Here is a 20479-nt window from a genome sequence, read left to right on the forward strand (position 1 = left end):
AACAGGGCGCTCTCCCCTCGCGAGATGACTAGAGCTTCCCCAGCACCTTCAGCAAATGGGGAACCATCTGCTTTTTGCGGGACATGACCCCCTTCAGTTCGTAGAGATGGGGCTCCAACTGGGGGTAGTCCATGACGTGGGCGAGCGCCTTTCCTCCCTCCACGAGGAAGAGGGTGGTTTCCGAATAGATATCGGTCACCATGAGCCCCGCCAGCTGCAGCCCGTCCCGTTCCTTGATCCGCGCCAGGGCAAGTCGCAGCTCGTTCTTCTGGCTGTGGAATTCGTCGAAGCCGATAACTTCCACTTGGCCGACGCCAAAGGCGCCGCCGCTGCCGGAAAAGCTCTTGAAATCGGTGGTTATCACCTTTTCCGGCGAGCCGTAGCTCTCAAGCCCGGAACTGGCAGAAAATATCTCCCGGCCGAAGGCGAGATGGTCCATCCCTCCCTTCGTTTCCAGCCAGAGCGCCAGTTCCCGGTCCGTATCGGTGGTGGTGGGGGACTTGAGAATCACCGTGTCGGACAACAGGCCGGCCAGCAGGAGCGCCGCGATCTCCGGCGGCGGCTCGATCCCCTGCTGGCGGTAGAGGGTTGCCACCAGGGTGCAGGTGCTCCCCACCGGCGAGGCGATGAAGGAGATCGGCTGATTGGTCGGGGGATTTCCCAGCTTGTGGTGGTCAATCACCTCCAGGATCTCCACCTCCTCGGCGCCGGGGACCGCCTGGCCCAGCTCGTTGTGGTCCACTAGGATGAGGGCATAGGGAACCGTGGCAAGGAGGGACGACTTGGTGGCGATACCGGCCAGGGTGCCGTCTTCCTCCACCACCACCACCGCCGATTCTCCCCCGTGGAGAAGTTTCAGGCGGAGGTGGGAGAGGGGCTCGGCGATGCCGATCTGTTCGAATTTCCCCTCGGCGAAATGGCCGACCGGCGTGGAGAGCCGGGCGAGCCAGGCGGCAGTGGCCGTGTCGAAGGGAGTACTGATGAGTGTGACACCGCTTGCCGTGGCCAGCCGCACCAGATCCTCCTCCACCTCCAGCCCGCCGGTGACGACGAGGAGGCGTACCCCCTTCTCGATGGCGGCCTGCTGGATGGTGCGGCGGTTTCCGGTCATGATGAGAAGTGAGGAGGAATCGTAGCCGTCGATGCGGGCCGAGAAGGACTCTTCGAGCATGGCGCCGATGAAGAGGTGGAGATGCTCCATCCCCTCCGCCGGTCCGCCGGCGAGGAACGTGCCCTGCAGGCAGTGACAGAGGGAGGCGAGGGAGGTGTCAACCCCGCGCAGCCGGTCCTGACCGGTCAGGAGATACTTCTCCGATAGCTTGAGGAGCGAGACGAGGCCGGTCGGTATTCCCGCGCCGTCCACCACCGGCAGCACCCGGATGTTGTTCTGGTGGAACAGTTCCAGCCCCTTCAGCAGCGGAGTTGCCGCATCGACCGTCACCGGGATGCGCTGCAGCACGTCCCGGACCTTGGGGTGGACGTCCGCCAGGTAGAGAGGAGAGTGAATCCCGAGCCGGTCGAGAATGAAGCGGGTCTGGGGGTTCGGCTCACCGGCCATGGCCGCCACCACATTCGGCCACCCCTGCCGCCGCTTCAGTTCGGCATACGCGATGGCGGCCGCCACGGAATCGGTGTCCGGGTTCTTGTGGCCGATAACGTAAACTTTCTTTTCCATGGAGGTCCTGGTGGTTTTGCTGGAGTTTTGCCGGCAATCGCTCTACAATGGCCGGCGCTGAAAATTCTATCGAAGTGAGGTTTATTCATGCTGCACGAAGCAATCAACTGGCTCCTGATAACCATCGGTGCCCTGGGGTATCCGGGCATCTTCCTGCTGATGGCCATGGAGAGTTCGGTCATCCCCATCCCCAGCGAACTGGTCATGCCCCCCGCCGGCTATCTCGCCCAGCAGGGGGAGATGAACATGTTCGTCGCCATCCTCTGCGGGACGGCGGGAAGCCTGGTCGGTGCCTACGCCAACTATTTCGCGGCCCACTACCTGGGGAGGCCGCTCCTCCTCAAGTACGGAAAGTACGTCTGGATCACCGAGGAGAAGTTCGCCAAAGTGGAGTCATTTTTCCACAAACATGGTGAAATATCAACATTTATAGGGCGGCTCCTGCCGGTGGTCCGCCACCTCATTTCGCTCCCCGCGGGGCTGGCCGGGATGCACCATACCAAGTTCTGCCTCTACACCCTCCTGGGTGCCGGGATATGGTGCACGGTGCTCACCTGGATAGGCTACATCATCGGCCGGAACCAGGAGCTCATCGTGAAGTATTCCCACCAGGCGGTCATCGGCGTGGTGATCTTCAGCGCTCTCCTCATCACGGTCTACGTCCGGCGACACAAACGAAAGTCAGCCCGGCAGGCCAGCTGAGGATGAATGTTTTAAAATGCACGGCGGGCGGCCCATGACGGGTCGCCCGTTTTTTTGTGCTCAATTCCCTTACCGGGAGAGGACCGGTAAGAACAGCTACGGAGTCAGACACTTCTCAACCACCTCGTACACGTCCCGCGGCAGGTCGGGTACGGCACGGACCCTTTCCAGTTCGGCACGCATGAGTGCCTGACGCCCCGGATCGAAACGGCGCCAGCGGGTGAAGGGTGCGAGCATGCGGGCAGCGATCTGGGGATTGAGGGGAATGAGGCGAAGCAGCTGGCCGGTGAGGAAGCGGTACCCTGCGCCACCTGCTTCGTGGAAGCGGACCTGGTTCCCCTGGCAGAAGGCACCGACCAGTGCCCGCACCCGGTTGGGGTTGGTGATTTCGAAAGCGGGATGGTCGAGCAGCGCCGTCACCACCGCCAGGGTATCGGGGAGGGAAGCGGTCGCCTGGAGGGAGAACCACTTGTCCACCACCTGGCGATCGTCCTGCCAGCGCCCGTAAAAATCTGCCAGCGCCTCTTCCCGCTCCGGACAGTCGCACGAAGCAAGGGAGACAAGTGCACCCATCGTGTCGGTCATGTTGTCCGCCTCCCGGTACTGCCGGTAGCAGAGCTCGATGGACGCCGGTTCTTCCAATGTCATGAGGTAGGAGAGGCAGAGATTGGCGAAACGCCTCTCGCCGGCCAGGCCGTCGTCCACTGCATAGGGGACGGTGCTTCGACACTCCCGTAACACCGCCAGAAACTCTCCCGACAGTTCCGACGCCAGGGTGCGACGGAGGAGCTGTCGGGCGGCATGGATGGCATCCGGGTCAATGATCGGCAACTGCTCCGCCAGATATACTTCCGAGGGGAGGGTAAGGGCTTCGGCCAGGTAGGCCCGGTCCGGTTCACCACTGGTAAGAACTGACCGGAAGGCGGCAACGAAGTCAGGCTCGACGGTGAGCGTTCGCCCTGCCTGGAGGTCCGCCACCAGCCGCAGGAGCAGTTGACCGGCAAGGGTCTGCCCCGCCTCCCAGCGACAGAAGGGATCCGTTTCATGGGCCATGAGGAGAACAAGCTCGTCTTGCCGGTAGGGATACTTGAGCCGGACCGGCGCCGAAAATCCGCGCAGCAGCGCCGGCACCGACGGGGAGGAAAGACCGCTGAAACGAAAGGTCGTTTCGGCGTCCCTGATTTCCAGAACCCGGCTAGTCGGCCCGGGGGTCTGTTCACCAGCCAGGGTAACGGGAAGCTCTCGACCATCCCGGTCCAGGAACCCAAGGGACAGGGGGATATGTAGCGGCTCCTTGTCCGGCTGCCCAGGGGTTGGCGGACACGACTGGTGAATCGTCAGGGTAAAGCTGCCGCTGGCCGGATCGAAGTCGCCGCTGACCTCCAGTTGCGGCGTGCCGGCCTGGCTGTACCAGCGCCCGAACTGCGAAAGGTCTTTTACCGCCGCATCAGCCATGGCTTGCAGGAAGTCATCAACGGTGGTCGCCTGGCCGTCGTGGCGGGCAAAGTACAGGTCCATCCCCTGCCGGAATGTGTCCGCCCCCAGCAGGGTGCGGAGCATCCGGACCACTTCCGCCCCCTTGTTGTAGACAGTCACGGTGTAAAAGTTGTTAATCTCCAGGTAGGCGTCGGGGCGGACCGGATGGGCCATGGGGCCCCCGTCCTCGGCAAACTGGCTGGCGCGCAGCAGGCGGACGTCGGCGATCCGCTTCACCCCCCGCGACTCCATATCGGCGGAGAACTCCTGATCACGGAAGATGGTGAGCCCCTCCTTGAGGGAGAGCTGGAACCAGTCCCGGCAGGTGATCCGGTTGCCGGTCCAGTTGTGAAAGTACTCGTGGCCGATTACCTCCTCAATGGCCTGAAAGTCGTCGTCGGTGGCGGTGGCCGGGCTGGCCAGCACGTAGCGGGAATTGAAGACGTTGAGCCCCTTGTTCTCCATCGCCCCCATATTGAAGTCATCCACCGCCACGATCATGTATATGTCCAGGTCATACTCCCTGCCGAAGGCCTCCTCGTCCCACCGCATCGCCTTCTTCAGGGAACGCATGGCATGGCCGCAGAGGTGGCGGTTCTTCTCCTGAACATAGATCCGGAGCGCCACGCTCCTTCCTGAGCGGGTGGTGAAGCTGTCCTCGATACAGGCCAGATCCCCCGCCACCATGGCGAAGAGATAGCAGGGTTTTCTGAACGGATCGTGCCAGGTGGCATAGTGGCGGCCACCGGAGAGTTCGCCTGCCGCCACCAGGTTGCCGTTGGACAACAGCACGGGACAGCGCTCCCGGACGGCGGTGATGGTTGTAGTAAAGACCGCCATCACGTCGGGACGGTCCGGATAATAGGTGATGGCCCGGAACCCCTCCGCTTCGCACTGGGTGCAGAACATCCCAGAAGAACAGTAGAGACCTTCCAGGGCGGTGTTCTCCCGGGGGTGGAGCTCCGTCTCCACTTCCAGGGTGAAGGCAGCGGGAACGCCAAAAATGACGAGCCGCTCGCCATCGGCCGTGTAGCGATCATCCGGAAGCGGTGCACCGTCGAGACGCAGTGCCGTGAGCACCAGCCGCTTGCCATCAAGCAGCAGCGCCCGGGAACCGGCAGCATAGTCATAATTGGCGCGGATGGTCAACCGGGAGCGGACACGGGCAGTCTCCTCCTCAAGGTCGACGTGGAGATCCACGGTCTCCACCAGGTAGTCAGGCGGGGTGTACTCCTTGCGGTAGACGGTCAGGTGGGAGGCTTCGGTCATGGTTTCCTCGCGGGGTCGAGATGGGATGCACCAAGGCAAACGGTAGTTATTTTCGGACAAGTTTCAAGTGTATCAGCAATGGCGTTGCCGGCAAAGAAAAACCCCGGCTGGCAGGCCGGGGTCTGGTGATGCAAAGGGCAGACGGGTGAATGCAAACTCATTGTCTACCCGGATTCAGCCGATCATGAGAACGTCCCTACTTGGGAACCTTTTCCCAGTCCTCCAGGAACTTCTTGATCCCCGCGTCGGTGAGAGGATGCTTGGCGAGCTGCATGATGACCGAGAAGGGGATGGTGGCGACATCGGCGCCGATGAGGGCGGAGTTGAGGACATGGACCGGGTTCCGGACACTCGCCACGATGATCTCGGCGGTGTAGCCGTAGTTATCGAAAATGGTCCGGATCTCCTCGATGATCCCCATGCCGTCCTGGGAGATGTCGTCGAGCCGGCCGACGAAGGGGGAGACGTAGGTGGCGCCAGCCTTGGCAGCCAGGAGCGCCTGCATCGGAGTGAAGATAAGAGTGACGTTGGTCTTGATCCCCTTCTCCGACAGGGTCTTGGTCGCCTTCAGCCCTTCCGGGGTCATGGGGAGCTTGATGACGATGTTCTTGTGGAGCTTGGCCAGCTTCTTCGCTTCCTTGATCATTCCGTCGTGATCGAGGGAGATTACCTCGGCGGAGATGGGGCCGTCCACGATGGCCGTGATCTCCTTGATCACCTCCTCGAACTTGCGCCCCGACTTGGCGATGAGGGATGGATTGGTGGTAACGCCATCCACCACACCCAGTTCATGGGCCTCGCGGATCTCTTTGACGTCGGCGGTGTCGATAAAAAACTTCATAAAAATTCCTCCGGATGAATGCTTGTGCTGAATTGAACTGCTATTTTTTGAAATCAGTTTGCTGTTCGAACGTGATTTTTGTGCAAGGTCAAGGCGCCGAGGAAGAGAGCGGAGGCGTAGCAGCGCTACGCCGCACAAGCGATGACGAAGGCAACGCCGAGATTGCGCAAAAGGCGCGTTCGTTATCCCTTGTGTTCCAGCTTATCCCGATATTCCTCCAGACATTCCATGGAGCAGAAGTAGACCCGCTCCCCTTCCACCCGGCCGATAACCGCATCGTCCTCGGTCACGTAGGTGCCGCAAACCGGATCCTTGTAGGTTTCCTCGCCGGCCGGCTTCGCCGCTTCGACCTCCTTGCGGGCACGCCCCTTGAACATCAGGTAGATGCAGTAGCCGATGAGTGCCCAGATCAGAAAACGCACGATAGTAACTTCCCTATACCTTCGTGACCCGCTCGTCCGATTTGAGCGCGGCCAGCAGCCCGGCCACGGTCGTCTGCAGCAGGGGATGGATGAATTCCGGGGCAATCTCGGCAAGCGGCACCAGCACGAAGCGCCGTTCGTGGAGCCGGGGGTGGGGAATGGCCAGGTTTTCCTCGGCCACCACCTGCCGGCCATAGAAGAGAATATCCAGGTCCATGGTCCGCGGCCCGTTGGGGATGGTGCGCCGACGCTTGAAGATGTCGGTTTCGATTCCCTGCAACCGGGCCAGGAGTTCCTGGGGGGCTAATGCCGTTTCCAGCCTCAGAACGGCATTGAGGAAGCTGTCCTGCTCCACCCCTCCCACCGGTTCCGTGTCGTAGAAGCCGGAAAGTGCCGTGATACGGCACCCCGGCAGCTTGCCGATCTCCGCAACCGCGCGCAACAGGTTCAGTTCCCGGTCCCCCTGGTTGGAGCCGAGGGCTATGAAAACATCGCTTTCCACGGGGTCCGATTAGAACACATATCGCCGCATTTTTCAATGGGAACGGAATTAGGGAACGTTATCGGAAACGACGTCTTTCACGCCTCGGCACTGATCGCCGCGATGGCATCCAGCACCACCCCGTCGTACTTGTCCTGGGCCAGTGCCAGCGCCACCGGGGGTATCTTGATGAGCGACTTGACGAGGCCGAAACGCATGTCCCGGGGAAGGCAGTCCAGATAGGCCACCAGGTTCCCTTCCTGGGGTTCGGTGAGCGCCGGCGCCGTCTGCAGCAGCGTGACCAGCTCGTTCATGGTCGCTGCCTGGGCGTCGTCACGCTGGCCCGCAGTCTCTTCCGCCACGGCCGGCCAGTTGTCCAGCACCTGGGCAGCAGGCACCGGCCGGTTCAGCCGGTCCGTACACCAGCGGAGGAAGGTGATGGCCGCCTCTTTCCCGACGATGCCGGCATAGACTTCCATCTCCAGGTCTTTCGGGAAGCGGCAGTGCCGGCGCAGGGTACTCACCATCTCCCATCCCCGCTCCGTCGGCTCTACTTCCATGTCGAGGGGGCTGCCTTGGCGGGAGAGGAAATGGGGGTTGCCGGCCAGAAAACTCCGCACGCCACTGTCCAGCTCCCGTTTCATGGCATAGCGTGCCCAGCAGCCGTAGTCGGTCTCCACGTAGATCATCACCATCCGGTCGATGAGCGCCCGGTCGAGAGTGGCTACCTGGTACGTACCGTCGGGTGGGTTGATGGTCACCACCACCTTGTGGCGGGGGTGGAGCTTGTGCGTGTGAAGCGCCCGTTGCTGCCCCTCGGCAGGAGGCTCCACGAACTGGAAGATCGCCTGGAGGGTATCCTCCTGCTGGGCGCGGTTCAGTTCGTCGCAGTGGACGATGGTCTCATCCTCTTCGTCCTCGGGCCACCAGGAAGGACGGGACCAGTGCATCACCTTCCCTTCCCGGTAGGGAATCCCCACCAGGTCCCCCACTTCCATCTGTCCGAGCCGCAACGGCACGTAGCGGCGTCCTATCTCCCGGCAGACCTGAATGACGCCGGCGGTCTTCCCCACCCCCCGGTGCCCCACCACACAGGGGGTCAGGTCGGTCTTGGTCAGGATCTCCCGCAAGACGGTTTTCATCTGTTCAACATTCATGGCAGCGCTGTTTCTTCCTTGCATGACCGGCAGTCAACCGGCGTGATAACGTCATGATATGGCGCAATTTTTTTATGGTACCCCCTACCCTTTCCGGGGGTCAACTGTTTTTTCCCTCTCCATCTCTCTCAGGGGCTAGCCACCCAGCGGATCGTTTCTGCCGTCTGACACCACCTTACCGGCCTGCTGCCAGAAGCCGTGGTAGCTGAACGGTGCATGATGGTCGAGATGGACCTTTGCCAGGGGGCCCTCCTCCGGCCGTTCCGCCGCGAGCACCGCCAGATAGCTCCGGCGGGTGTGGCTGTCGTACACCTCGGTGGTCAGCCAGCCCGGTTCCCGGGGGTCGTCAGCATCATACCGATGGCCGGGGCGGGGGATGAAGACCGGCTCGCTGCAGTAGTTCCCCTCGCCGAAATCATAGCTCGCGGTGGCTCCGGTCACCATGTCGATACGGGCGATGATGGACCAAAAGAACTCCCCCGGCCGGCACTTTCCCACATAGCCGATCCGGTACGGATGGCAGAGGTGAAGATCGTTGATCCGGGGCCATTCGTAACTCCCCCGGTCAAGGACCTCCTGGTGGATGGTCCGGCGGCCGGGGTCGATCCGGTAGCGGCGCAGCTCGCCGGGAAACCGGTAGTTCCCCCTGCGCCCTTCCATCACCGCGAAGGCGACCGGATCGCTGCCGATCACATGGTCCGGATTGGCGTAGCCGATGAAATCGGCGACGATCTCCCCCTGCCGTTCCCACGCATTGAAGGAGTGCCACATGAAGCAGGCGTCCGTTGCCAGCCGCAGCGGCGGAGCGTTGCCGTCCCGTTCCAGCACGAGGATGTCGCTTCCCCGCTCCGGATGCCAACTGAGGGACTCGGCCATGCTCTCCCGACCGAGCAGAAAGCTCCAGATACCGACGTCAACCGGCTGGAGATTGAAGATAACGTGCCGATCAGAAACGAAGAAATCGTGAAAATAGAGATTACGAGGCATGACAATAGCCCGATGGCGCTTCAACGAGCCATCTGCGGCAAACTGCGTGAGATGGAGGTGGGGGGATGGTCCGTACTGTATGCCGAACAGCAACCATTCGCCGGTCCGCCGGTCAATCTTGCTGTGGGCCGAGAAGAGGATGCCGTCCGCCGGCATGCCGAGGCGGCTTTCCCCGATGGTCGCAAGGGTGGCCGGGTCGAGTTCGTAGGGAAAGCTCGACTCGTCGAAGGCGTAGAGGCGGTTGTTACGCAGATAGACGGTGATGCCGGCCTGGCTCAGCAGCCGGTCCACCGCCCAGACATTGGCCCACCAGCCGCCGGGTGCCTGGGTGCTCCAGGAAGGGTAGAGGAACGTGCCGGCCTTCTCCTCCTCCACGAACCTGCGGGTCCGGACGAAGCGGTTCTGGTAGCGTACTCCTTCCGGTTGGAAACGGAACGCCTGCACCATGCCGTCGCCATCCAGGAGGGTCCGCTTGCGCAGCCCACCCCGTTCGAACAGCCCCGGACCATTCCGGTAGAGGTCCCCGCGAAGTTCCGCCGGCAGCCGCCCCTCCACCCGGGTGAGGTAATCGTGCTCATCGGTCAGAGAAGTAGCCAAGCCCAGATAGGGGCGATCGACGTCACCGAAATCGGGGAAAACGCCCCTTTTCACGGGAGGACGGGACGCGCAGGCCGGCAGCGCCAGGACGGTGCCCGCTCCGCCGGCCAGCCAGAGGAATTGGCGACGTGTCAGCATCGATTTTCCAGGATTTGTGCTCACAGAGTCAGTATAGCAGTTTTCCCTGCAACTGCCGGTTGGAGCATTACCACCTCGCCGACCGGCAGGGTTATTTTTCCTGCATGCCCCGTCCGTTTGCGGTAAACTGATGGCAGGCATATGGGGAAGGGACGGGGTGGACGTTACCGTGACAGGCCCCCTTCGCCGTGCACCCGCCTGATGCGGGCACCATCTGTTTACCAGGGAGCTACTATGAGAGAAACCAGATTGACCTTACCGGAACTGGCGCTCATCGCGGGAACCCGCGGCGCACTCGGGGCGGGTGTCGCCCTGCTGGTCGCGGACCGCCTCAGTGCCGAGCAGCGACGTTCGGTGGGCTGGACGCTGTTCCTCGTCGGTGCGATCAGCACCGTCCCCCTCGCCATCGAGGTATTCGGCAAACGGGACGGTTGCGGTGAGCGGTAAAGACGAGATCGGGACATGACCATGGACCGCAGGGAAGGTAACTGTCACCAGCCCCCTTCCCCCGAACTTCTCCAGGGAATTGCCCAGTTCAACGGGGAAACATGGTTCGACTGCCATGAGACACTTGAAGAGCTCTGGATCGGCGAGCCGGGATTGATTCGGGACATGTACCAGGGAATCCTGCAGATTGCGGTCGGGCTCCATCACTGGCGGGAAGGAAACTACGGCGGGTCGGTCTCACTGCTGCGCAAGGGGGCGGCGCTGCTGGGGCACGTGGACGGAGATTGTCACGGAGTGGACCTGTCGGCGTTGAGGGAAGATACGGACCGCCTGCGGGAACGCCTGGAAACCTTGGGACCGGAACGGATGGATGAACTGGAGCGGGAGTTCATCCCCCGTATCCACTTGATCGGCTGACTATCCCGGACGGGGAAGAAAAGACGAGGATTACTCGTTCAGGTCATCCGGAAGAAAGCTCTCCGGCTCGGGACCACCCTTGCCGCTGACGATGTTTTCAGCCCAGCTGTCGATATTCTGCCTGACCACCGCCTCGACGCTTCTCTCCAGCTGCTCCTGACGGATTTTGGCATAGCCGGGGAGCTGCCGGACTTCATAGTGGACATGGGGACCGGTGGAGCGCCCCGTGTTGCCGGAGAGGGCGAGCACCGTGGTGGTATCAACCTTCTGGCCAGGATGGACCTTGATATCACCGTTGTGGCCGTAGATGGAGATGTAGCCGTTGCCATGGTCCACGGCTACCATGTTGCCATACCCTTTGTACGGCCCGGCGAAATAGACTGTCCCCGTCTGGGTCGGATAGACGGGGGTTCCCAGCGGGACCGCGATGTCAACCCCGTTGTGGTGTAGCATCCTGCCACTGCCGAAGGGGTCGAGGCGCCAGCCGATGCCGGAAGTGACCGTCCCGCCGTCCACCGGCAGCTGGCGGGACGCCAGGGCGCCGGTCGGCAGCGCCAGCAGCAGGGCGGCGCACCATATCCGCAAACTTTTCATACCTGTACCATGCAATTTCCGCACACGCACTTCTCCATCATGAACATTCGCTACGTTACCGTTATACCCCGGCATATCCGGAAAGGTCAACCCCACCCGCGCAAACGGCCGCCCGCCGGTGATCCCGGCCACATTGCAATGCGTCGCCGGCATGGTATAACTCCACATGTACGTAAATCACCAGCAAAAACCGGGCCGTTTGTGCCCAGGAGGTGCCCCATGAAAGTTTTGCTCCCTGCTCTCGTGATACTGCTGTTCGCCTGTAACGTGGAGGCCAAGGTACTGACCAAGACCATCGAGTACCGCCACGGCGACGCCCTGCTCCAAGGGTACCTGGCATGGGACGACGCCGTCAAGGGGAAGCGTCCCGGCGTGCTCGTGGTGCATGAATGGTGGGGGCACAACGCTTATGTCCGACACCGGGCAGAACAGCTGGCACAACTCGGCTACGTCGCCTTTGCTCTCGACATGTACGGGAAAGGAATCCTCGCTAAAACTCCCGAGGAGGCGGGAAAACTGGCGGGACAATTCAAGAACGACCGCCCCTTGGGGCGCGCCCGTGCCCGGGCGGGGCTTGATGTCCTGTTGCAGCAGGAACTGACCGATCCGGCACGGGTAGCGGCCGTCGGTTACTGCTTCGGCGGGACGACGGTCCTGGAGATGGCCCGGGGTGGGGCACCACTGGCAGGCGTAGTAAGCTTCCACGGCGGTCTGGACACCCCCCTCCCCGCCCAGCCCGGAGCCATCAAGGCAAAGGTCCTTGTTCTCCACGGCGCCGACGACCCCTTCGTCCCGGCGGAGCAGATTACCGTTTTCGAGAACGAGATGCGCCAAGCGGGGGCAGACTGGCAACTCGTCAAGTACGGCGGCGCAGTCCACAGCTTCACCAATCCAGAGTCTGACAGCTACAATCTGAAGGGGGCCGCCTACAACAAGAAAGCGGATATGCGCTCATGGGAGGCGATGCGGGCGTTTTTTGGAGAAATCTTCCGTCTGCCTTCCGCACCATCAAGTGTCAGAGTGGAATGAGCCTGCAAGTCAGTTTTCTCCCTCTGTGTCCTCGGTGGTTTCTAGTTTTTAGGCTTGGAGAGTATCAAGGGAACCGTACTGGTCCGCGTGGTAGGAACTCCGCACGTAGGGGCCGCTCTCCACGTGGGAAAACCCCATGGCCAGGGCCCGTTCCCGGAACCGCTCGAACTCCGCCGGCTCAATGAAGCGCTGCACCGGCTGGTGCCCCTTGCTCGGCGCCAGGTACTGGCCGAGGCTCAGGTACGCGCACCCCACTCTCCGCAGGTCGGCCAGTACCTCCAGCACCTCAACCTCCTCTTCTCCCAGGCCGAGCATGAGCCCCGACTTGGCAGGGAGCTCCGGCGCCAGTTCGCCCAGCATCTCCAGAACCCGGAGGGAACGCCGGTAATCGGCCCCCTGGCGGATATGGTAGAGACGCGGCACCGTTTCCAGGTTGTGGCCGAGGATGTCGGGCCGGGCCGCCACCACCACGGCGAGGCTGGCCCGTTCCCCCTGAAAGTCGGGGATGAGGAGTTCGATGCGCGTCCCGGGCGACGCCTCCCGGACCGCCGCCACCGTCGCTGCGAAGTGCTCCGCGCCGCCGTCCGGCAGGTCGTCCCGGGTCGGGCTCGTGATCACCACGTGTTTGAGGCCGAGGCGGACGACCGCCGCCGCCACCCGTGCCGGTTCGGCCTGATCGACCGGGCCGGGCTGCTCCTTGGTGACGTTGCAGAAGGAGCAGAGGCGGGTGCAGAGCCGGCCGAGGATGAGAAAGGTGGCCTGGCGCTGCCGGAAGCACTCGGAGATGTTGGGGCAGTGGGCCTCCTGGCAGACGGTGTGGAGCCGCAGGTCCCCCAGGAGTCGCTCCATGTCGGCGTGGGCGGCGGGGGATATCTTCTTCTGCAGCCATTCCGGCCGGCGGGTAATTTTCATGCCTCTCTTCCTTCCTGGTTCCATCCTTTGGTTTCGTACTTCTCCCGCTGCAGCTTTTCCGCCAGAGCAGCTTCAGCAGTAGTAAGCCCCTCTTCTTGAAGCTCGACCCCCAGGTTTTCCCGGAACGCCTCCGCGAGCACCCCCTTGAGCCGATCGATCGGCAGCGTCACTCCCAACTCCGCCAGACTGACGGTCCCTTCTTCCACCCCGGCCGGTCGTTCCCGGAGGAAGGGGAGTGCCGTGGCCAGCCTGTTTTCCAGCGGAATGGAGCCGTGCTGGAAGACCGTCTCCCGGATGCGGCGCTGGGCATTCCCCCCCAGTTTCCGGCCGCCGACGAGGATGTCGTACTCCTCCTTGCCGGCAAAGCAGAAGGGGGTCCGCTCGCCGAGCCGTCCATGGCCGGGATGCCGGTCGACGGCGAAGGCGGCATCGAGGCCGAGCCGTTTGTAGGTGAGAAGCAGGAAGCCGCAGAGGGTACGGAACGCCCCCTTGACGGAGGTGGCATCGGGAATATGGCGCTGGGCGCAGACGATGCTGTAGGTGAGTTCCGACGCATGATAGATGACCCCGCCACCGGTCACCCGTCGGACCACCGGGATGCCCGCTGCCCGGCAGCGTGGCAGGTCGAGGACCTCGTCCGCCGCCTGGAATTTTCCCAGTGAAAATGCCGGTGGCTCCCACCCGTAAAGGCGGAGCACCGGCAGGGAACTGGCCGGGTCGAAACTGTTGAGCAGCGCCTCGTCAACCGCCATGTTGGCGGGACCAGCCAAGGGGCCGGTATCGATGAGGCGCCAGGGGGAATGGATAGGGTTCATAGTACGTCGACGGCGCGGGACGGGAGGAACCTCCTCGTCCCCCCCGTTTTCACCATTTCATGTGACAGACGTTCTGCTCCCGCGCCGCCTTGGTCTCGTCGAGGCGCGATACCGGCATGGAGACCGGCGCCGTATGGAGGGCTTCCGGGTCCTTCTCCGCCGCCTCGGCAGCCTCCCGCATCACCGCGATGAAGGCATCCATGGTCGCCTTGCTCTCGGTCTCGGTCGGCTCGATCATGATCGCCTCCTTGACGATGAGGGGGAAGTAGACGGTGGGGGGGTGGTACCCCCGGTCGATGAGGTACTTGGCGATGTCGATGGCGTGCACTCCCTGCTTCAACTGGCGGCTCGCCGAGAAGACGCACTCGTGCATGCAGGTCTGATCGTAGGGGAGGTCGTAGTAATCCTTCAGCTGGCTCATGATATAGTTGGCGTTCAGGACCGCCTGCTCGCTCACCTGGATGAGCCCGTCGCGGCCGAGCATGGTCATGTAGGCGAAGGCCTTGACCATCACCCCGAAGTTGCCGAAGAAGTTGGCGGTCCGGCCGATGCTTGTGGGGCACGCCGTTTCCAGGGCGTAGTCGCCGTCACCCTTCCTGATGACCCGCGGCGTGGGGAGGAAGGGGACGAGTGATTTCTTCACTCCAACCGGTCCGCTCCCCGGCCCACCGCCGCCGTGGGGGGTACCGAAGGTCTTGTGGAGGTTCACGTGGATCACGTCGAATCCCACGTCCCCCGGCCGCATCTTCCCCAGGATGGCGTTCAGGTTGGCGCCGTCGTAGTACATGAGGGCGTCGTGGGAGTGGGCGATGTCGGCGATCTCCTTGATATGGGGGTTGAAGAGGCCGAGGGTGTTGGGGCAGGTCATCATGACCGCCGCCACCTCGTCGTTCATCGCCTGCCGGAACAGCTCCAGGTCCATATCGCCGTAGGGGGCGGTGGGGACAGTGATGATCTCGTACCCCACCATGGCGGCGGAGGCCGGGTTGGTGCCGTGGGAGGAGTCGGGGACCACCACGTACTTCTTCTTGTTCCCCTTCGCCCGGTGGTAGGCGGCGATCAGCATGATACCGGTCATCTCGCCGTGGGCCCCGGCGAGGGGCTGGGTGGTCACCTCGGCCATGCCGGTGATCTCCGCCAGCCAGTTCCCCAGCTCAAAGAGCATCCCGAGTGACCCCTGGCTGAACCGCTCGCCGGTGGGGAGAAGCGCGGTCATGGGGTGGTATGGGGCGAAGAGGCCGGCGACGTTCTCCAGCACCTTGGCGTTGTACTTCATGGTGCAGGAGCCCAGCGGATAGAAATTGGTGTCCACCGAGAAGTTGCGCCGCGACAGGTTGGTGTAGTGGCGCACCACGTCCATCTCGCTCACCTCGGGAAGGCCGGCCGGTTCGTTCCGGCGCAGGCCGGCGGGGAGCTCGGCGGCCCGGGGCACGTCGGCGGCCGGCAGTTTCACGCCGGGACGGCCGGCAACGGATTGTTCGTAGATCAGTTTCATAACGCCCTCTCCAGTTCCCTGGCCAGGGCCAGTATCTCGTCCTTGGTCCGCTTCTCCGTCACCGTCACCACCAGGCAGTTCTCCATTCCCGGATAATAGGCCGCAAGCGGCACGCCGGCGGCGACGTGAGCCTGGAGGAGCTTTGCCACCACCTCATCGGCATTCTTCGGCAGCGCCAGGGTGAACTCGTTGAAGGTGGCGGCACCGTTGAGCACGGACACCCCCTTGACGGCGGCGAGCACCCCTTTGGCATACTCCGCCTTGTCGTAGTTGAGCCGGGCCAGTTCCGCGAACCCCTGCTTGCCGATGCTGGCAAGGAAGATGAGCCCCCGCAGAGCACAGAGGCTCTGGTTGCTGCAGATGTTGGACGTCGCCTTGTGGCGCTTGATGTGCTGCTCCCGGGCCTGGAGGGTGAGGACGAAGCCGCGTCGCCCTTCCCGGTCCACCGTCTCGCCGATGATCCGTCCCGGCAGGTTCCGGATGTACTTCTTGGTCGTGGCGATGAAACCGAAGGAGGGACCGCCGAAGGAGAGGGGATTCCCCAGACTTTGGCCGTCCCCCACGGCGATATCGGCCCCCATGGCGCCGGGGCTTTGCACCAGGCCGAGGGATACGGGGTAGACCGACGCGACCAGGAGCGCCCCCTTGGCGTGGGCGGCATCCGCCAGGCCGGTGAGGTCGTCCAGGGTGCCGAAGAAGTTCGGATTCTGCACCAGCACCGCGGCGGTCTGCTCGTCCAGGGCTGCCAGCATCGCTGTCCGGTCCGTGCCCCCCTGCTGGGGAGCGATCTCCACGATCTCTACCCCCAGGTTGGTCAGGTAGGTCCGCACCACCTGCCGGGTGAAGGGGCTCACCCCGCCGTCCATGACGAGCCGGTTCCGGTTGGTCACCCGCAGGGACATCATGGCCGCCTCCGCCAGGGCCGTGGCCCCGTCGTAGAGGGAGGCGTTGGCCACCTCCATCGCGGTCAGGCGGCAGATGGCGGTCTGGTACTCGAACAGCGCCTGCAGGGTCCCCTGGGCACACTCGGGCTGATAGGGGGTGTAGGCGGTGTAGAACTCGGCCCGCCCCGAGAGGTGGTCAACCACCGCAGGGATGACATGGTCGTAGTAGCCGCCGCCGATGAAGTTGGTCATCCCCTGGGCGTTTTGCGCCGCCAGGGTCTGCATCCGCTGGGACAGTTCGAACTCGGACATCCCGTCCGGCAGGTCGAAGGAGCCGGCCCGGAGTGCGACCGGGATCGGCGCGAACAGGTCGTCCACGCTCGCCACCCCGATGGCGGCGAGCATCTCCCCGATCTCCTCCGGGGTGTTGGGGCAGTAGTGGGACTCTTTCATGCCAGGCTCCGGAGGTATTCGTCATAGGCGGCCCGGTCCATGAGCGCCTTCACCTCGGACGGATCGCTCATCTCGATCCAGGCCATCCAGCCGGCATCCTCGGCCGCCTCATTGACGATCTCCGGCCGGTCTTCCAGCGCCTCGTTCACCTTGGTCACCGTCCCGGAGACGGGGGAGTAGATGTCGCTCGCCGCCTTCACCGACTCGATGGCGCAGAGCACCTGGAACTGCTTGACCGTCTTCCCCACCTGGGGGAGTTCCACGAAGGTCACGTCCCCCAGCTGATGGGCCGCATACTCGGTGATGCCGACACTGGCGATCCCTTCCTTGATTTTGACCCACTCGTGTTCTTTGGTGAAATACACGGACATAGCTCTAACCTCCCGAAAAATTGAATTCAATGAACCCTGAAAACCGATTAACAGGGATATACAGGATGAACAGGATAAATAGACCGTAAAGGCCGATTCTTTGTATTCCTACATCCTGAGTATCCTGTCCATCCCTGTTAAATTGTCTGGTTAAGACCTCAACGAACCGTCCTTGTAAAAGGGCAATTCAACCACCGTCGCCTCCATGCTCACCTTTTCGTGCCGGATGGTGAGCGGGGCGCCGAGGACGGCCACGTCGGGGCGGACAAAACCGATGCCGACGCCGCAGCCGAGCATGGGGGAAAAGACCCCGCTCGTGACGGTGCCGACCGCCTCCCCTTCGAAGCAGATCTCGTAGTGGTGGCGAGGGGAACGGCGAGAGCCGACCTGGAAGGCGACCTTTACCTTGTCGAGTCCCTGCTGTTGCTGCTTCAGCAGTGCCTCTTTCCCCACGAACGCTTTGTCGAAATTGACGAAGGCACCAAGCCCCGCCTCCAGCGGCGTCGTCACCTCGTCGATGTCGCTGCCGTAGAGGCTGTACCCCACCTCCAGGCGGAGCACGTCACGGGCGCCGAGACCGGCCGGCTTCACTCGCTCGTCCGCCAGGAGAAGGTTCCAGAGCTCCACCACCTTGTCGGCAGGGAGGAACAGCTCGTATCCCAGCTCGCCGGTGTAGCCGGTCCGGCTGACGATCGCCTCCACCCCGAGGAGGGTGGTCCTGATGAACTTGAAATAGGGGATCTGGCCGATTTCCGGGCCGAACATCTCGACGAGCACCTGGCGGGCAAGGGGGCCCTGGAGGTCGAGCTTGCCGGTGTCGGCGGATACGTTGGCAAAAAGGGCGCCATCTTTGAGGCGGGACCGGATGACGGCGAAGTCGTTGGCGATGGTGGCGGCGTTCACCACGATCATCGCCTCTTCCTCGCCGAGGCGGAAGACGATGAGATCGTCGATGACCCCGCCGGCATCGTTGAGGAGGAAGCCGTAGCGGGAGCGGCCGATGGGGATGCTCTTGACGGAGAAGGTGAAGACATCCTCCAGCCCCCCCGCCTCAATGTCCCCCTGGTACAGGAACTCTCCCATGTGGCAGATGTCGAACAGTGCCGCCTTTTCCCGGCACCAGCGGTGCTCGGCGATGATCCCCTCGTACTGGATCGGCATGTTCCAGCCGCCGAAGGGGGCAAGAAGCGCCTTGAGTCGTTCGTGTTCCGCCAGAAGCGGGGTGCTCTGCAGCTGGTCCATGGCATTCTCCGTGACATCCGACGTTAAAGCGAGGTCCCACTGTAAAAAAATATGGACGGTTTGTAAACAGGTTTGTTGGGATTTTTTCAGGGGAGGGAAGCGGGGGGATAAAACCGCTCTGGCAGCAGCTCTGCGGCTACCCTCACTCCCCGGGAAACAGGGACGGAAACGGCTTCAGCCAAGGGGCTCGGACCGGCTCCCCCGCAGCCTGCGACGCGCCGCCTCCGCCAGTTCCACGAGGCCGTCCAGGGTCCGCCGGTAGAAGCGGCGAACCGGCATCCGGTTGACGAGAATATCCGTCCCCGACCGCTCAAGCGTGACCCGGTCCCCCGGCGTCAGGGGGGCGGTCCGGTCATAGAACTCGCCGCCGATGCCGAACAGGAAGTTGTAGCGCTCTCCCGCCTCGCAGTGGCAGGAAACCACCATGACGGTATTGAGCGGCTCGCCGCTCTTGTGGTCGAAGCGGGTGGTGGCGGTGACGAAATCCCCCTCCACCGGCCCGTTACCCGCCAAAAGCGCCTCCACCGTCATGTCGCGGGGCTTGGTCCTCCCCAGGGATGGCAATCCCCACGGCTTGTATGGCTCGTGGCGGCGTTTGTCGTAGTGTTCCTCCCGCTCCAGCAGGATGACCACGTTATTGTTGATCGGGCCGCCGATGGAGTGGGAGAGCCCGGCCCGGAATCCCCGCTCCAGGATGAGGCGGTGGTTCTCCACCACCTGGATCATCCCCGTGGCTCCCAGGGGGTGCCCCCGCCCCTTCAGGCCCCCCGTCAGGTTGGTGGGGAACAGTCCATGCTCCCCCGTCAGCTCGTCGTCCAGGAGGCCATCCAGCAGGCGGTGCCGGGGGAGAATCCCCAGGTCCACCATGTTGATGGGACCAAAGCCGTTGAAAGGGTCGTGCATGTTCACGTGGAGCCCCCCCGCCAGGCTCCGGACGTCCTTCAGCCCCGCCATGCCGTAGGCCTCGGCGGCAGCCCGGACCGTGGCGGGGAAGGAGTGGAAGTAGTTGCGGTCGGCGATGGTCGGGATGTCCGTGGCGCTTCCGACCCCGGCCGCCAGTACCTCCTGGGGACGGGAGGTAAGGATCACCGCCGCCACCCCGTCGGACATGGGGCAGAAGTCGTGGTAGCGCAGCGGCCACCAGTACTGGTAGTTCTTGCCGCTGACGATCTGGCGGTAATACTCCTCCACTTCGATCTCGAAATTCAGGTGGGCGTCGGGGTTCCGGGCGGCGTAGCGATGGGCGCGCTGGGTCAAAAGCGACGAAAAGGCGGTCCACTCCTCCAGCGACAACCCGAGCCGCTCCATGAGCGCCCGCGCCACCAGCGCCCCGCAGGCGGGCATACTGAGGCCGAACTCAGCCTCGTCCCGGTCGATCACCCCCGCCACGATCCGGGTCGCCTCCGGGGTGGAAACGTCGCTCATTTTCTGGATGCCGATGGCGAGCACATGGTCGCAGCTCCCCGAGGCGACCATCTGGTAGGCGACCTCGAAGGCGGTCGCCCCGGACGACGAGGCGGTGTCGATGAGGATCGACTTGGTCCCCGAGACCCCCAGCACCCCCGCCACCTTGGCGGCGGTATTGTCCACGCTGGAAAAGGCCACCGGGCTCTGGCACCCCACGACCACCGCCTCGATCTCCTTGCGCCGGACCGGGCTCCCGTCGAACACCGCCCCGCTCTTCTCCGCCAGGCCAAGAAACGAGAGCTCCTCCCGCTCCCTGCCGTTGTACCGGCCGACCGGCGCCATGTAGGAAGCGGCGACATAGACTTTGCGTGGGTGAAAAGCTGTTTTCATGGTCGAGTCCTTCCTCCGTCAGCCGTTATCCGGCGAGCAGTTCCTTTTCCCGCCGTGCTTCACATTGTAGCCGATGGGAAGACTATTGACAATTTCCCACCACCATTCTGCTTGCACAATTGCAGTGTACCGATCGATGGTGTTTAGTGCGGGGCGGTTCCCCCTTGCAATGCCCGCGAATTGATGTAGGATGTGTTGGAAAACATTAATAATTCCACATCAAGGGGGTGAATCCGGCACCGTCACCATCGGCACAATTGCAGGGATTCGTTACTATC

At 63.1% G+C, this 20479-nt stretch carries 19 protein-coding genes; 4 read left to right on the plus strand and 15 right to left on the minus strand.

Annotation, left to right across the window (positions count from 1 at the left end):
• Nucleotides 1-28 precede the first annotated feature (28 nt).
• A complete protein-coding gene (locus tag LDN04_RS01750; RefSeq protein WP_223905726.1) occupies nt 29-1675 on the minus strand; it encodes a putative manganese-dependent inorganic diphosphatase in 1647 nt (548 codons plus the stop codon).
• A gap of 87 nt (nt 1676-1762) precedes the next feature.
• Here LDN04_RS01750 and LDN04_RS01755 point away from each other — a divergent pair, with 87 nt between their 5' ends.
• Nucleotides 1763-2377, plus strand: a complete 615-nt coding sequence (locus tag LDN04_RS01755; protein ID WP_374045122.1) for a DedA family protein — start codon at nt 1763-1765, stop codon at nt 2375-2377.
• Nucleotides 2378-2473: 96 nt separating this feature from the next.
• On the opposite strand, the gene pepN is transcribed toward LDN04_RS01755, so the two are convergent.
• From pepN to LDN04_RS01785, 6 genes are all read right to left on the minus strand, one after another.
• Entirely contained in the window at nt 2474-5122 is a 2649-nt protein-coding gene (gene pepN, locus LDN04_RS01760) for an aminopeptidase N (protein WP_223905728.1), read from the minus strand.
• A 196-nt stretch (nt 5123-5318) separates the two neighbouring features.
• Nucleotides 5319-5963 (minus strand): fructose-6-phosphate aldolase, encoded by a 645-nt coding sequence (gene fsa, locus LDN04_RS01765; RefSeq protein ID WP_223905730.1) that lies wholly within the window; start codon nt 5961-5963, stop codon nt 5319-5321.
• A gap of 182 nt (nt 5964-6145) precedes the next feature.
• Nucleotides 6146-6385 carry a transcriptional regulator gene (locus LDN04_RS01770; protein WP_223905732.1) on the minus strand — a complete coding sequence of 80 codons (240 nt, stop codon included), beginning with the start codon at nt 6383-6385 and terminating at the stop codon, nt 6146-6148.
• Between the two features lie 13 nt (nt 6386-6398).
• Nucleotides 6399-6887, minus strand: coding sequence for a 2-amino-4-hydroxy-6-hydroxymethyldihydropteridine diphosphokinase (folK, locus tag LDN04_RS01775; RefSeq protein ID WP_223905734.1), 489 nt, complete (start codon nt 6885-6887; stop codon nt 6399-6401).
• Nucleotides 6888-6964: 77 nt separating this feature from the next.
• Entirely contained in the window at nt 6965-8023 is a 1059-nt protein-coding gene (locus LDN04_RS01780) for a hypothetical protein (protein ID WP_223905736.1), read from the minus strand.
• 135 nt (nt 8024-8158) lie between these two features.
• Complete coding sequence (locus LDN04_RS01785) at nt 8159-9745, minus strand: carotenoid oxygenase family protein (protein WP_223905738.1); 1587 nt, start codon at nt 9743-9745, stop codon at nt 8159-8161.
• Between the two features lie 234 nt (nt 9746-9979).
• Between LDN04_RS01785 and LDN04_RS01790 the strand changes: the two genes are divergently transcribed.
• Nucleotides 9980-10192 (plus strand): hypothetical protein, encoded by a 213-nt coding sequence (locus LDN04_RS01790; RefSeq protein WP_223905740.1) that lies wholly within the window; start codon nt 9980-9982, stop codon nt 10190-10192.
• Nucleotides 10193-10207: 15 nt separating this feature from the next.
• Nucleotides 10208-10609 (plus strand): DUF309 domain-containing protein, encoded by a 402-nt coding sequence (locus LDN04_RS01795; protein WP_223905742.1) that lies wholly within the window; start codon nt 10208-10210, stop codon nt 10607-10609.
• A 30-nt stretch (nt 10610-10639) separates the two neighbouring features.
• Here the strand turns inward: LDN04_RS01795 and LDN04_RS01800 are convergent, their stop codons facing one another.
• Complete coding sequence (locus tag LDN04_RS01800) at nt 10640-11203, minus strand: M23 family metallopeptidase (RefSeq protein ID WP_223905744.1); 564 nt, start codon at nt 11201-11203, stop codon at nt 10640-10642.
• Nucleotides 11204-11422: 219 nt separating this feature from the next.
• Between LDN04_RS01800 and LDN04_RS01805 the strand changes: the two genes are divergently transcribed.
• Complete coding sequence (locus tag LDN04_RS01805) at nt 11423-12232, plus strand: dienelactone hydrolase family protein (RefSeq protein ID WP_223905746.1); 810 nt, start codon at nt 11423-11425, stop codon at nt 12230-12232.
• A 48-nt stretch (nt 12233-12280) separates the two neighbouring features.
• Here LDN04_RS01805 and lipA read toward each other — a convergent pair whose 3' ends face one another.
• The 7 genes from lipA to LDN04_RS01840 form a co-directional block, all read right to left on the minus strand.
• The gene (gene lipA, locus LDN04_RS01810; RefSeq protein WP_223905748.1) at nt 12281-13144 is read right to left on the minus strand and encodes a lipoyl synthase; all 864 of its coding nucleotides are present in this window, start codon (nt 13142-13144) and stop codon (nt 12281-12283) included.
• Nucleotides 13141-13959 carry a lipoate--protein ligase family protein gene (locus LDN04_RS01815; RefSeq protein ID WP_223905750.1) on the minus strand — a complete coding sequence of 273 codons (819 nt, stop codon included), beginning with the start codon at nt 13957-13959 and terminating at the stop codon, nt 13141-13143. The genes lipA and LDN04_RS01815 overlap by 4 nt, the downstream gene beginning before the upstream one ends.
• Nucleotides 13960-14008: 49 nt before the next feature.
• Complete coding sequence (gene gcvPB, locus LDN04_RS01820) at nt 14009-15454, minus strand: aminomethyl-transferring glycine dehydrogenase subunit GcvPB (RefSeq protein WP_223905752.1); 1446 nt, start codon at nt 15452-15454, stop codon at nt 14009-14011.
• Nucleotides 15451-16791, minus strand: a complete 1341-nt coding sequence (gene gcvPA / locus LDN04_RS01825) for an aminomethyl-transferring glycine dehydrogenase subunit GcvPA (protein WP_223905754.1) — start codon at nt 16789-16791, stop codon at nt 15451-15453. Before gcvPA ends, gcvPB begins: the two co-directional genes overlap by 4 nt.
• The gene (gcvH, locus tag LDN04_RS01830; protein WP_223905756.1) at nt 16788-17162 is read right to left on the minus strand and encodes a glycine cleavage system protein GcvH; all 375 of its coding nucleotides are present in this window, start codon (nt 17160-17162) and stop codon (nt 16788-16790) included. The genes gcvPA and gcvH overlap by 4 nt, the downstream gene beginning before the upstream one ends.
• Nucleotides 17163-17312: 150 nt before the next feature.
• Nucleotides 17313-18404, minus strand: a complete 1092-nt coding sequence (gene gcvT, locus LDN04_RS01835; protein WP_223905758.1) for a glycine cleavage system aminomethyltransferase GcvT — start codon at nt 18402-18404, stop codon at nt 17313-17315.
• Between the two features lie 174 nt (nt 18405-18578).
• A complete protein-coding gene (locus LDN04_RS01840) occupies nt 18579-20201 on the minus strand; it encodes a thiolase family protein (RefSeq protein ID WP_223905760.1) in 1623 nt (540 codons plus the stop codon).
• Nucleotides 20202-20479 lie beyond the last annotated feature (278 nt).

Source organism: Geobacter sp. AOG1, assembly GCF_019972315.1.
In the GTDB taxonomy this organism is placed as follows: Bacteria; Desulfobacterota; Desulfuromonadia; order Geobacterales; family Geobacteraceae; genus Geomobilimonas.

What these genes read in the sequence shown, in the direction of transcription:
- LDN04_RS01780 (WP_223905736.1), bottom strand. Translation starts at nt 8,023, where the DNA reads ATGAATGTTGAACAGATGAAAACCGTCTTGCGGGAGATCCTGACCAAG.
- fsa (WP_223905730.1), bottom strand. Translation starts at nt 5,963, where the DNA reads ATGAAGTTTTTTATCGACACCGCCGACGTCAAAGAGATCCGCGAGGCC.
- LDN04_RS01840 (WP_223905760.1), bottom strand. Translation starts at nt 20,201, where the DNA reads ATGAAAACAGCTTTTCACCCACGCAAAGTCTATGTCGCCGCTTCCTAC.
- LDN04_RS01795 (WP_223905742.1), top strand. Translation starts at nt 10,208, where the DNA reads ATGACCATGGACCGCAGGGAAGGTAACTGTCACCAGCCCCCTTCCCCC.
- pepN (WP_223905728.1), bottom strand. Translation starts at nt 5,122, where the DNA reads ATGACCGAAGCCTCCCACCTGACCGTCTACCGCAAGGAGTACACCCCG.
- gcvPB (WP_223905752.1), bottom strand. Translation starts at nt 15,454, where the DNA reads ATGAAACTGATCTACGAACAATCCGTTGCCGGCCGTCCCGGCGTGAAA.
- gcvT (WP_223905758.1), bottom strand. Translation starts at nt 18,404, where the DNA reads ATGGACCAGCTGCAGAGCACCCCGCTTCTGGCGGAACACGAACGACTC.
- LDN04_RS01750 (WP_223905726.1), bottom strand. Translation starts at nt 1,675, where the DNA reads ATGGAAAAGAAAGTTTACGTTATCGGCCACAAGAACCCGGACACCGAT.
- LDN04_RS01815 (WP_223905750.1), bottom strand. Translation starts at nt 13,959, where the DNA reads ATGAACCCTATCCATTCCCCCTGGCGCCTCATCGATACCGGCCCCTTG.
- LDN04_RS01790 (WP_223905740.1), top strand. Translation starts at nt 9,980, where the DNA reads ATGAGAGAAACCAGATTGACCTTACCGGAACTGGCGCTCATCGCGGGA.
- LDN04_RS01785 (WP_223905738.1), bottom strand. Translation starts at nt 9,745, where the DNA reads ATGCTGACACGTCGCCAATTCCTCTGGCTGGCCGGCGGAGCGGGCACC.
- gcvH (WP_223905756.1), bottom strand. Translation starts at nt 17,162, where the DNA reads ATGTCCGTGTATTTCACCAAAGAACACGAGTGGGTCAAAATCAAGGAA.
- gcvPA (WP_223905754.1), bottom strand. Translation starts at nt 16,791, where the DNA reads ATGAAAGAGTCCCACTACTGCCCCAACACCCCGGAGGAGATCGGGGAG.
- LDN04_RS01805 (WP_223905746.1), top strand. Translation starts at nt 11,423, where the DNA reads ATGAAAGTTTTGCTCCCTGCTCTCGTGATACTGCTGTTCGCCTGTAAC.
- LDN04_RS01800 (WP_223905744.1), bottom strand. Translation starts at nt 11,203, where the DNA reads ATGAAAAGTTTGCGGATATGGTGCGCCGCCCTGCTGCTGGCGCTGCCG.
- lipA (WP_223905748.1), bottom strand. Translation starts at nt 13,144, where the DNA reads ATGAAAATTACCCGCCGGCCGGAATGGCTGCAGAAGAAGATATCCCCC.
- LDN04_RS01755 (WP_374045122.1), top strand. Translation starts at nt 1,763, where the DNA reads ATGCTGCACGAAGCAATCAACTGGCTCCTGATAACCATCGGTGCCCTG.